Origin of the sequence: Geomobilimonas luticola, assembly GCF_018476905.1 — a bacterium.
In the GTDB taxonomy this organism is placed as follows: domain Bacteria; phylum Desulfobacterota; class Desulfuromonadia; order Geobacterales; family Geobacteraceae; genus Geomobilimonas; species Geomobilimonas luticola.
Genome location: NZ_JAHCVK010000011.1, coordinates 16,038 through 26,861 on the forward strand (window position 1 = coordinate 16,038; position 10,824 = coordinate 26,861).

The following is a 10,824-nucleotide window of genomic DNA, read 5'->3' on the forward strand; positions in this document are numbered from 1 at the left end:
ACGCAACTGCAAAAAACAGTTAACGCGGGCTAGATTCTCACAACGTGAACGGCGCAGGAGATACATGGATCGTAGGCACGCACGAGCATTTCCAGCTGCCATTTCAGTTCCGACTCATCAACGCCGGTCAGTATGGAAGCGAGAGCGTAGAGGTCCCGTTCCATGGCAGCCTGGTTGATGGCGGTAGGTGTGACAATGTCGGCGGCAGTGCAGATGCCTTGGCTGTCAAGCTCGTACCTGTGGATCAGTACGCCGCGTGGAGCTTCCCGCGCCGCCGTACCGTTCCCTTCGTGAATAGGGAATGGTACCCGTGGTTCAGACGTTGCTGGCATTTCGAGGAGTTTGTCGATGAGAGCTATCCCCTGTTCTACGGAATGGACCAGTTCGACTCCCTGCGCCAGAACATTTGCCGGCATCGGCGCGCCGAGAAGTTGGGACCGGGCATCAAAGAACGCCTGAGCGCTCCTGGAGGAGAGTTCGACACCAAGGTTGAGACGGGATAATGCGCCAACCGTCACAATCTCTCCTCCGGCATAACTATGCTTTGCGTTGGAGTGAGGCATCACCTGTTCCGTAAGAAGTTCCCTGTACCTGGTGCTGTCTATGCTCTGGCCGTTACTGGTGACAAGCAGGTTTGCCGGCAATGACTCCGAGTCGTCATTCTGGACTGCAAGGTAATTGGGAGGCGTGAAGTTTGCCGGATGCAGGGGAGGTGTGAGGGTGGCGAACATTTCGCAGGCCTTAACCGCATCGGGGAGTATCTCCTGCAGTTCACTCCTGAGTTTCTTCAATTCGTCCCGGGCAGGATACTTTCCCATACCCCCCGGGACAAGATTGGCGGGGTGGATGAGTCTCCCTCCGACGAGTTCCTGGATGCGGTTGCCTGCCGCCTTGATACGAAGCCCGGCTCTGAATTCTGCGGGGGCCTTTGCTGCCAGTTCGGTAAAGCCGGCGATGCCAAAGTAATCGGGAAGGACGAGGCAGAACAGATGCAGGCCGTGGCTCTCTATCTGCCCTCCCGCAAGTATCAGTTCGCGGTAAAGGGCGGTCGGTTCTGATATCCCGATGCCAAGTGCGGCCTCAATGGCTTGGAGTGAGGTTACCCGGTGCACTGAGGAGCAGATGGAGCAGATTCGGCAGATGATCTCCGGCAGTTCATCGTACGGTTTCCCCACCAGGAGAGCCTCGAAAAGCCGCGGTGACTCGATGAGGTTAAGTTGGACCGATTCGACCTGGCGTCCGGCAAGGGAAACCCTCACCGTCCCATGCCCTTCGACCCTGCTGAGCGGCTTTATCTCAAGAACGCTGCCCATAGTCCCACTCCGGGTAAAAGCGTCGCATGCGACGTATTACTTCCTCCCGGGATATCCCCTTCTCCAGGAGTACCTCAAGTTCCGACGCCACGTTTGCTTCCGTTACCGGCCCCCGGCACCCCTCGCATTTGATGGAGACTGCCGGACAGCGGGCGTTGCACCCTGCCTGGGTAATGGGACCGAGGCAGGGCTCTCCCCGTTCGATAAGGAGGCAGAGGCATTCCCGGTTGCGGCATTCGGTGCAGACCGGGTACTGGGGAAATACCGGCAAGGCCCCGTGGAGAAGGGCTGCAAGGGTTGCCAGCAGTTCGTTTTTTTCCGGTGGGCAGCCGGTAATGGAGAAGTCTACGGTGACAAACCGGTGAAGGGGACCGGGGTTGAAACTTCTCGTTGGCCCCGCTCCTTTGCCGTAGACGGATTCGATCATTGCCACGCGGGAAAGGTGGTTGTTCATGGCGGCAACCCCTCCCCAGCGGGCACAGGTGCCGAAGGCGACAAGGACACGGCTCCGGCTCCTGAGCCTGACCAGGGTTTCCAGGTCGTCCGGTGTGGATACCGCCCCCTCGACGAGGGCTGCGGTAAATTCCCCCCCGATCTCGCGTCTGCTGCTCCCCATGGGGAAGTAGGTGAAATCGAAAAGCCCGGCGAGGGTTGGAAGTTCCGCCTCGCAGTTGAGGAAGGTCAGTTGGCAGCCGAAACAGGCGGTGAGTCCCGCTATGGCGAGGGAAGGCCTGGTCATAGGGCACCGGGAATGTTTTTGATGTCCCGGTAACTAAAGACCGGTCCTTCGCAACAGCATAAAAGCTGGCCAACGGCACAATGGCAACAGAGCCCTACGCCACACTTCATCCGCCGTTCCAGTGACAGATAGATGTCATCTTCAGCTACACCGGCCAGGAGAAGTTCGTCGATGGTGCAACGGTAGAGTGCAGGTGGGCCGCATACTGCTGCACAGGAACGACCCGGTTCCAGCTGCACCCCCTTGAGCAGGGCCGGGAGCAGGCCGACATTGCATGCCGGTTCTGCCTGGCCGGTATCTGACAGGAAATCGACGGTCAACAGCAGGCGTAGTGAGCCGGTGGTGGCCAGTTCCAGAAGCTCGTCCTTGAAAAGCATGACGGCAGGTTCCCGTGCTCCGTACATGAGGGTGAGGGAGCGAATGTCGGAACGATGACGCAGAAGATGGAAGAGGAGGGACCGGAGCGGCGCTATACCCAGCCCCCCTGCGAGGAGCAGGACGTCTTTGCCGGCCATTGCGTCGACGGGAAAACCGTTGCCGAACGGTCCGCGAATACCGACCCTGTCTCCCGTCCTGCTCCGGTGGAGAAGCGACGTCACGTGGCCGAAGCGGCGCACGCACAGCTCGATTGTCCCATCCACTGCCGGAAGGTCTGCTGGGGAGATGGGAACTTCGCCCCCCCCCGGTACCGACAGCTGGACAAACTGGCCTGGGATGAAGGGGAAAGTCCTGTCGCCATCCAATTGCAGGCGGAACAAGGCGGTGTCGGCGGTCAACCGGCGGATAGTCTGAATTCGGGCGGAAATCGGGATAGAGTTGAGTTCAGGCGCAGACATCATCCCCCTCCGCGAACAACTCAGTGAGGTCGATTGCCACCGGGCAGACTACCCGGCAGCGGCCACAGCCGACACAGGCGGGTACCCCCGCCAATGCGCCGAACCCCAGGTATTTGTGCAGGTAGCGGTAGAGGAAGCGTTCCCGACGGGTAGGGCGAAAGTTATGGCCGCCAGCCACCTCGCCGTGGGCCCGGAACAGGCAATTGTCCCACTCCCGGAGTCGCTCGGCGGTCATGCCATCGAGTGCACCATGTTCCAGGACGTCGAAACAGTAGCAGGTCGGACAGCAGACCGAACAGGCGCCGCAGGAAAGGCACCGAGCGGCAAAATTTTCCCAGAGGGGGCTGTCGGGAAAGGTGCTGCCGCGTTCGGCCGCATTCCTGAGCCGAATCATCATCCGGCTCTCGACAGGTGGTGGGGGGATGGCTTCAATTTCGGTCAGCAGCGGTTCGAGACCGGCGAGCATCCCTTTCCCCCTGGTTGTTTCAGCGCTGACGATAAAACCGTGCTCCAATCGCTGGAGGAATAGATCGGCATTCCGTGGAGCTTTTTCAGAAGAAGCGCAGAAGCAGAATGGGTCCGGTTCGCACGAAAGACCGACGAGCGTGAGAGCATTCCGATAACGACGATAGAGTTGGTCGGGTCGGTCTCCCAGGAATACACGATCCAGATAGGCAATCCCTTGCAGGTCGCAGGAATGCACACCGAACAGAACCTGCTGCGGAGCAGGTCTATCGGGCAAGGTGTAGCCGGCTGCGGTGGTGTAGTTCAGGATGGTCTGGCGGGGGGGAAGAAGGTATTTCTTGGGGGGGATGAGGGTGCGCCGGTAATCGAGACACAGATCGGATTCGGTCTGGACCGGGCCAAAAGCATCTACCCCCTCGGCGGTGCGGGTCGGCCCGTGAAGTACCCCATAGTGGGTGAGCCAATCAAGGAATTGTCCTAGGGCATTGTCTGCGAGGAAGCGCTGCTTCACCTCTATCTCCTCATCCGTACTGGTAAAAGTTTAGCACGGCAAGGGGGGGTGGCAAGGCACAAAAAAAGGGAGCTCAATGCTCCCTTTTTGTTGATAATGGCGGGCGGCATGGGATTCGAACCCACGACCCCAGGCTTCGGAGGCCTGTACTCTATCCAACTGAGCTAACCGCCCATGAACTATCCTTTCTACACTATTTCAGCCTGTAACTCAAGACTAATCTTCCTTGTTTGCCGGAATGGCTTAATCTCCATAGCTCTGTCAATTGGGAAAAAGTTCTGTTACAATCGAAAAAAATGACGGAGTTTCCATGCATCGACTCTTTTCTGTTGTAATTCTCTGCACTGTTTTGCTCTCCTTGTCCCGTCCTGCTGCAGCAGCAAATTATCAGGTCGAGAAGGTTGCCGACGGGGTATATGCCGCCATTGCCGTTCCAGGGGGAAAGGCAGCCAGTAATGCCATGATCATCATAACCAAGTACCAGGTGCTTCTGGCCGGTGCCCATTTTGTTCCCGAGGGGATCAAGGAACTCCTGTCAGAGATCGCCCGGTTGACTCCCCTTCCTCTCCGTTATGTTCTTCTTACCCATCATCACAAGGGGTTCAACTTCATTGATTTCGATCTGCCGAAAAACGCGGAAATCGTCACGTCATGGCAGACCTGGCAGTCGCTGAAAAATGAGTATCGTGAACTCCCCAACCCGGTTACGTTCTTCGACACGGGGCTGACCCTGCAGAGGACCGGCGTTACCATCGTTCTCAGTAACACCGGCTTGGGCCATAGCGAGGGGGATGTGTTCGTCTATATGCCTGGCCCAGGGGTGCTGTTTACGTCGGACTTAGTCTACAACGGTGTAATCGGCTACATGGGGGACGGTCATCTGCGGGAGTGGTCGTCTATCCTGGAGATGCTGGGTTCCTTGGGAGCAAGAACCGTTATCCCGGGGCTCGGCAAGGTTACCGATGGTGCGGGGATCGAACGTTTTACCCGCTTTTACCGGGAGTTTACGACAGAGGTTCTCCGCTACGTGGAGAAGGGAGCAACCCTGGCCAAGGTCAAGAAAGACTTCCGGCTTGCCGCCTATGAACACCTTCCCGGGTACAAGGCGTTCATTGATGTCAACCTGGAGCGGGCCTATCTGGAGTTGAGCGAGAAATAATCCAATCAGCGCGTCAGCGAGCCGTAAAGAGGTATCATGATTTCCTTGCGGGACGGATGGTCGGTAGTGATGGTCAGGTAGCCGCTCAGGAACCGGTCCTCAGAACGTGGCGTGACGGTTACGGTCAGGGTGGTCGTTTCCCCCGGCTTCAGCCTGGTTTTGCCCGTCTTGATTGTCACCTGGGAAAGGGGAGATTTCACTGCCGTTAGCTTTACGGGCTTACTCCCCTGATTTGACACGGTCACAACCATCTCCTTGCTCACGGTCGGCTTTACGGAGCCGAAATTGAGCTGACGAGGAGTCACGACAACTTCCTCTGCCACGTTTCCCTTGAGAGTGAGATTCGCAACCGGTTTCTGCGGATCATTGGTTTCAAGATAAATGAGTTTGCTTATAGCACCACCGAAGGTACTGGAGTCGAACGTTACCTTCAGTTCGCTGCTCCCCCCCGGTGGGAGGGTTTTGGTCGTAACGTTGGCAGCGGTACAACCGCAGGAAGTCCTGACGCGAACCACATTCAGGGGGGCATCTCCCGTGTTGCGGAATTTGAACACATGATCGACTTTCTTCCCCTGCACCACGGTGCCAAAATCGTGGACAGGCTGATCGACGGCCAGTTCCGGCGCGGCAAGGGCGACGCCTGCACAGCAGGTTACGAGAATGAGGGCGATGGCGATGATTTTCATGGCAGATTCCTTTCGGTCAGTATGGGACGAACCAAATTATATAGCATAAGATGGAAGCGGGGCCAGAATAAATTGACACGGATACCCCTTTCTGTTATAGAAAAAACTGGTAATTTCAAGGTTGAAGCGGGTTTGTGAGGTTGTCATGGGTGCGGAACTGCGTCTGGTATATTCCCCTGGCCAGATAGCAGCGTCAGTGGGAACGCTGGCGCGGCGCATCGGACAGGATTACGCTGGGGAAGAAGTGGTGCTGGTGGTCGTGCTCAAGGGAGCACTGTTCTTCGCCGCTGACCTTGCCCGCCAGATAGGGCTTCCGCTCAGCATGGAGTTCGTGAAGCTGAAAAGTTACAGCGGAACTTCGTCAACCGGAACGGTTGTCATAACAAAAGACCTTGATGGACCCATTGCCGGAAAACACGTGCTGGTGGTGGAAGATATTGTCGATACCGGCCTGACCCTCCAGTTCCTCCTCGCCCACCTGAATGATCAGGGGGCGCGCAGCGTCAAGGTCTGCACCCTTCTCGACAAGAGCGGGCGGCGCCAGGTGGAGGTAGCTCCCGACTATGTCGGCATCTCCTGCGAGAACAGATTCCTTGTCGGCTACGGTCTGGATTTTGACGAACGATACCGGGAATTGCCGGCCATTTATGAACTCATTCCCTAAATCTCCCCTGTGGAGGACGCAATGATTGTCCAATGTGACCACTGTAATACCAGGTTCAAGCTGGATGACGCCAAGGTCAAGCCGGGTGGGGTCAAGGTACGATGTTCCAAGTGCAAGGAAATCTTCCTGGTAAAGAGGGATGAACCCATTGAAGAGCCTGCTGCTGCTGGTGGCGTTGCCCCCCCGGTAAGCGAGGAGACGTTCAGCGCCGGACAGAACCCTGCCGCAGATGACGTCTCCTTTGGGAGGGGTGCGTTTCCGGCTGACGAACCGTCTGACGTCGACCAATCCTTCACCGGCCAGGCACCTCTTCCTGCGGAGACGGCGGCCGCATCAACCGGCATGGACTTTGATGATTTCTCCTTTCCCGAGGAACCGGCAGTGCCAGCAGCAGGGTTTCCCCCCCCTGCCGATGAGTCCTCCGCATTCGGTGAGGTTGCGTTTGATCAGCAGGTGCCGGAAGATGTGCCGGTATCAACACAGCACATGGCGGCCGGAGATTTCGAATTCGGTGAAACCCCCTTTTCCGATGAACCGGCTGTTTCGCCCGGGGCACCTGCCGCCGAATCTGCATCCGCGGACGAAGAGGCCGGTATTGATTTCAGTGAGTTTGATTTCGGTTCCGAAGAGCCGTCATATTCTTCCGCGTCGACCGAGCCGGAACCGTCTGCATCCTCCGACTTTGATTTTGCTTTTGCTGCCAACGAGCCGTCATCTGAACCTGGCGAGATGGCTCCTTCTCTCCAGGAAAAAGATTTTGGCGGTGATAGTGCTGAGGGAACCTTCAGTTTCGGAACGGGAGAAGAATCGTCTGTTCCTGGGCCCTCCCCGGAAGGATTTGCTGGCGGGTTCGAAGAAGATTCCGCGCCTCCGGCTGCTGAGGACTACGGTCTTCAGTCGGTCGCGCACGAGGAGTTCTCCGATGCCTTTGGCGGTTCTGAAGGGGGAGACCTTACCCCGCCGGCGCAGGACCAGATGTTCAGTTTTGACGCGGACGTTACGGATGCGGATGTATCGGGAGAGACGTCGAAAGCGGCAGAAATGGAGCCGCTTGATTTTGGTGATATCGACTTTGGAGGGCTCGCCGAGAAATCACCCCCCGCTCCTCCGAAAAGTGAGGGCGTAAGCTGGGAAATGCCCGTGGCGGCGGCAGGTGCTGCGGCCGTGGCGGCAGGAGCTCTCCATGCACAAGGTCGGGAAATTCCTGCAGCAGAGGACGAACTCCCCCCTCTTTCCATCGCCTCCCGTCGCAAAGGGTCCTCGATCGTCTCGATCGTGCTAATCGCCATTGGCGTACTGATAGTGGTTGCCTTGAGTGGCGTCGGCTTCTATGTGTACCAGGAGGGGCCCGACGCACTCAAGAAAGTCGGGCTGGGGTTCATGGCCGACTGGTTCGGTATGGAAAACAAGGAAGAGGGTGCAATCGCCATCCGTAACTCGTCGGCGAGTTTCGTCATGAACAAGGGAACGGGCGAACTGTTCGTCATCACCGGCGAAGCGTTCAATACCTTCAAGAAGCCGCGTGCTTCCATCCAGGTGAAGGTCGTCGTGTTCGGGAACAAGGGGGAGGTGTTGATGCAGCGGACCGCGTACTGCGGTAACACTCTCACCAAGGAGCAGTTGGAAACTCTTCCCATGGACAAGATAGAGGCTGCCATGAACAACCAGTTTGGCGACTCCCTTACAAATCTGGGTGTCGAGCCAGGCAAGTCGATTCCCTTTGTGGCAGTGTTCAAGGACCTCCCCAAGAATGCCGGCGAGTTCGGCGTGGAAGTGATTAACTCGACGGTCGCTGGCAAGTAGCATCGGCACACTATATTCTCAGAATGGAATTCTTCAGGGCCGGCATGTATTGCCGGCCTTTTCCGTTTCCGGCCGGCAAACCGCAAGGTCAGACCGTCATGAACTCAAAGGGGTTTTCAGGGTGGGGTGCAAAGGGAGTTGTCGAGAGAATGTGCGGATGAGAGGAACGGGTCTGCCAGGGGAAAAATCAGCCGGCGTAGGTCGGTAACCGGACGCCGGCTGAACAAGAGACAGCTGAATACTGATTAGGCATGAATGGCATTTACGGGGCAGGTATCCACACAGGCGCCGCAGTCGATGCAGGTATCCGCATCGATCTTGCGCTTGTCACCAGCTTCGCTGATGGCGTTCACCGGGCAGGATTCGTCGCATGCACCACAGTTAATGCACTCTTCGGTAATGGTATGTGCCAAAGTATTCACCTCCTTTTCCTTGATTTGTGAGTAATTAGTTGAAACTCATACCTAGCACACACCACAGCAAATGTCCAGCAGAAAGGTATACGCAAAAAGTGGCGAAAAAATCTTGAATTGACACTAATACTACGGTATTATAAAAAACAGTTTTATTTGTGATAAATATTCTGTCGATAATTTTTACCGCTACCTAAAAACCTGATAGCGGTAATTGATTTTCTGAGAACCACAGGTCAGGAGGAATACATGGATATTCTAGCTCTCAACTGCGGGAGTTCTTCGGTCAAGTACCAGTTGTTTGACTGGGAGAAGAAGGTAGTCATTGCCAAGGGGATGGTGGAGCGGGTTATTATCGGGGACTCCTTTATCATGCATGAAGTCCCGGGGCGCGAGACCTACCGTGAAGAGTCCGAGTGCCCTGATCACCAGGTGGCCATTGACTTGATCATCCGGACCCTGACCGACCCGGCTCACGGCGTGCTTAAGGATATCAACCAGATATCCGCCATCGGCCACCGTGTCGTGCACGGCGGGGAGAAGTTCACCTGCTCCGTCATGATTGACGAAAATGTCCTGGATGCGGTCAAGGAAGTGCAGCATCTGGCTCCGCTCCATAACCCCCCCAATATCGCAGGGATAGAGGCAGCCCAGGCGCTTCTTCCCAACGTGCCGCACGTGGCGATTTTCGACACCGCTTTCCACCAGACCATGCCGGAGCATGCTTACCTCTATCCGCTCCCCTACGACTGGTACGAAAAGTTCGGGGTACGCCGTTACGGTTTCCACGGCACCTCCCACCTCTACGTCTCCAAGCGGGCGTCGGTGCTCCTCGGTAAATCCCCCAAGGAGTGCAACATTATCACCATGCACATCGGCAACGGTGTCTCCCACTGCGCCATCAAGAACGGCATTTCGGTGGATACCAGCATGGGGCTCACCCCCTTGGAAGGGGCGGTCATGGGGACCCGCTGCGGCGATATCGACCCCGCCATACCTGCCTTCATGATGCAGAGGGAAAACCTCTCCGCCAAAGAGATCGACAGCATCCTCAACAAGAAGAGCGGGGTGCTCGGCATTACCGGCCGGTTCACCGACCGCCGCGACGTCATCGAGCACGCCAGCAACGGCGACAAACTCTGCCAACTGGCCCTCGATATCGAGGCCTACCGGCTCCGCAAGTACATTGGTTCCTACATGGCCGCCATCGGCCGGCTTGACGCGGTGGTCTTCACCGCCGGCGTTGGCGAGATGGGGTGGCCGATCCGGGAACGGACCATAGAAGGGCTGGAGCACCTGGGGATCAAGCTGGACAAGGAGCGGAACAAGTCGGCCATGACTCGTAAGCGGGAGACTCTCATCACCACCGACGACTCCCCGGTCAAGGTCTATGTCATCCCCACCGACGAGGAACTGGTCTTCACCGAGGACGTGGCCGCCATTCTGGCCGGGACCTACACCGACCACATGCAGTTCGAGTACTCCTTCTCCCGGGCGGATTTCGTCAGGAAGTAACCGTCACGAATCAAAATGTACAAAGGCCGCCGGTAGTAGTGTTACCGGCGGCCTTTTTGTTTAGCTGGTCGGAGGATCCTGCTAGCGTTCTGCCAGGGCCAACCTCAACCCAAGGGAGGCAAAGACCCCGGCGGTCAGCCAGTCGAAGTACTTGGCGATCCGGGGCCGGGCCAGGATGAAGCTGCCGATGCTCCCCGCAAAATAACCGATGAGGGAAAAAATGATCACCGCCTGCCCCATGAAGATCAGTCCCAGGATCATCATCTGGAGAGGGACGTGGTCGGAGCCGGTTGTCACGAACTGGGGGAGGAACGCCAGGAAGAACATGGCCACCTTCGGGTTGAGGACGTTCATGATGAAGCCCCGCTTGAACAGGGCGGCGGCGGGGCGGTCGTCCGCAACGGAGAGTCTGACGGAAGAACGCTCCTTCAGGCTCTTCCAGGCCAGGTAGAGGAGGTAGGCAGCGCCGGCGTACTTGACGACATGGAAAGCGACTGCCGACGAGTAGAAGACCGCCGAGATACCGAAGGCAGCGGCGGTCGTATGGACGCTGATACCGCTGCACATGCCGAGGGCGGTGACGATGGCCGGTTTTCTCCCCCGGGCGATCCCCTGGGTCATGACGAAGATGTTGTCCGGGCCGGGAGCCAGGGTCAGGGCAATGGATGCGCCCAGGAAGTAGAGGAGCGTGGATAGGGTCATGTTGTAGTCTTTCCTGGT

General features: G+C 57.3%; 11 protein-coding genes and 1 tRNA gene. 4 read left to right on the forward strand and 8 right to left on the reverse strand.

The window, feature by feature from the left end; genetic code table 11:
* Positions 1-29: 29 nt before the first annotated feature.
* From KI810_RS15610 to KI810_RS15630, 5 genes are all read right to left on the reverse strand, one after another.
* Positions 30-1,313: a Ni/Fe hydrogenase subunit alpha gene (locus KI810_RS15610; protein ID WP_214176493.1), complete on the reverse strand. Its 1,284-nt coding sequence runs from the start codon at positions 1,311-1,313 to the stop codon at positions 30-32.
* A complete protein-coding gene (locus tag KI810_RS15615) occupies positions 1,297-2,052 on the reverse strand; it encodes an NADH-quinone oxidoreductase subunit B family protein (protein WP_214176494.1) in 756 nt (251 codons plus the stop codon). Before KI810_RS15615 ends, KI810_RS15610 begins: the two co-directional genes overlap by 17 nt.
* The gene (locus tag KI810_RS15620) at positions 2,049-2,888 is read right to left on the reverse strand and encodes an FAD/NAD(P)-binding protein (RefSeq protein WP_214176495.1); all 840 of its coding nucleotides are present in this window, start codon (positions 2,886-2,888) and stop codon (positions 2,049-2,051) included. Before KI810_RS15620 ends, KI810_RS15615 begins: the two co-directional genes overlap by 4 nt.
* On the reverse strand, positions 2,875-3,864 hold the full coding sequence (locus KI810_RS17630; protein WP_214176496.1) for a 4Fe-4S dicluster domain-containing protein: 990 nt from the start codon (positions 3,862-3,864) through the stop codon (positions 2,875-2,877). Before KI810_RS17630 ends, KI810_RS15620 begins: the two co-directional genes overlap by 14 nt.
* Before the next feature lie 97 nt (positions 3,865-3,961).
* Positions 3,962-4,038 (reverse strand) — tRNA-Arg (locus KI810_RS15630).
* 136 nt (positions 4,039-4,174) lie between these two features.
* Here KI810_RS15630 and KI810_RS15635 point away from each other — a divergent pair.
* Positions 4,175-5,023 (forward strand): MBL fold metallo-hydrolase, encoded by an 849-nt coding sequence (locus KI810_RS15635; protein ID WP_214176497.1) that lies wholly within the window; start codon positions 4,175-4,177, stop codon positions 5,021-5,023.
* 5 nt (positions 5,024-5,028) lie between these two features.
* Here KI810_RS15635 and KI810_RS15640 read toward each other — a convergent pair whose 3' ends face one another.
* A complete protein-coding gene (locus KI810_RS15640; protein ID WP_214176498.1) occupies positions 5,029-5,709 on the reverse strand; it encodes a DUF1573 domain-containing protein in 681 nt (226 codons plus the stop codon).
* A 145-nt stretch (positions 5,710-5,854) separates the two neighbouring features.
* Between KI810_RS15640 and hpt the strand changes: the two genes are divergently transcribed.
* Entirely contained in the window at positions 5,855-6,373 is a 519-nt protein-coding gene (gene hpt / locus KI810_RS15645; RefSeq protein ID WP_214176499.1) for a hypoxanthine phosphoribosyltransferase, read from the forward strand.
* 21 nt (positions 6,374-6,394) lie between these two features.
* Positions 6,395-8,176, forward strand: coding sequence for a DUF3426 domain-containing protein (locus KI810_RS15650; RefSeq protein ID WP_214176500.1), 1,782 nt, complete (start codon positions 6,395-6,397; stop codon positions 8,174-8,176).
* Between the two features lie 245 nt (positions 8,177-8,421).
* Here KI810_RS15650 and KI810_RS15655 read toward each other — a convergent pair whose 3' ends face one another.
* Complete coding sequence (locus tag KI810_RS15655; protein WP_214176501.1) at positions 8,422-8,589, reverse strand: DUF362 domain-containing protein; 168 nt, start codon at positions 8,587-8,589, stop codon at positions 8,422-8,424.
* Between the two features lie 249 nt (positions 8,590-8,838).
* Here KI810_RS15655 and KI810_RS15660 point away from each other — a divergent pair, with 249 nt between their 5' ends.
* A complete protein-coding gene (locus KI810_RS15660; protein ID WP_214176502.1) occupies positions 8,839-10,104 on the forward strand; it encodes an acetate kinase in 1,266 nt (421 codons plus the stop codon).
* 81 nt (positions 10,105-10,185) lie between these two features.
* Here KI810_RS15660 and KI810_RS15665 read toward each other — a convergent pair whose 3' ends face one another.
* Positions 10,186-10,806, reverse strand: a complete 621-nt coding sequence (locus KI810_RS15665) for a LysE family translocator (RefSeq protein ID WP_214176503.1) — start codon at positions 10,804-10,806, stop codon at positions 10,186-10,188.
* Between the last annotated feature and the right edge of the window lie 18 nt (positions 10,807-10,824).

What these genes read in the sequence shown, in the direction of transcription:
- KI810_RS15615 (WP_214176494.1), bottom strand. Translation starts at nt 2,052, where the DNA reads ATGACCAGGCCTTCCCTCGCCATAGCGGGACTCACCGCCTGTTTCGGC.
- KI810_RS15635 (WP_214176497.1), top strand. Translation starts at nt 4,175, where the DNA reads ATGCATCGACTCTTTTCTGTTGTAATTCTCTGCACTGTTTTGCTCTCC.
- KI810_RS15665 (WP_214176503.1), bottom strand. Translation starts at nt 10,806, where the DNA reads ATGACCCTATCCACGCTCCTCTACTTCCTGGGCGCATCCATTGCCCTG.
- KI810_RS15610 (WP_214176493.1), bottom strand. Translation starts at nt 1,313, where the DNA reads ATGGGCAGCGTTCTTGAGATAAAGCCGCTCAGCAGGGTCGAAGGGCAT.
- KI810_RS15660 (WP_214176502.1), top strand. Translation starts at nt 8,839, where the DNA reads ATGGATATTCTAGCTCTCAACTGCGGGAGTTCTTCGGTCAAGTACCAG.
- KI810_RS15620 (WP_214176495.1), bottom strand. Translation starts at nt 2,888, where the DNA reads ATGTCTGCGCCTGAACTCAACTCTATCCCGATTTCCGCCCGAATTCAG.
- hpt (WP_214176499.1), top strand. Translation starts at nt 5,855, where the DNA reads ATGGGTGCGGAACTGCGTCTGGTATATTCCCCTGGCCAGATAGCAGCG.
- KI810_RS15640 (WP_214176498.1), bottom strand. Translation starts at nt 5,709, where the DNA reads ATGAAAATCATCGCCATCGCCCTCATTCTCGTAACCTGCTGTGCAGGC.
- KI810_RS15650 (WP_214176500.1), top strand. Translation starts at nt 6,395, where the DNA reads ATGATTGTCCAATGTGACCACTGTAATACCAGGTTCAAGCTGGATGAC.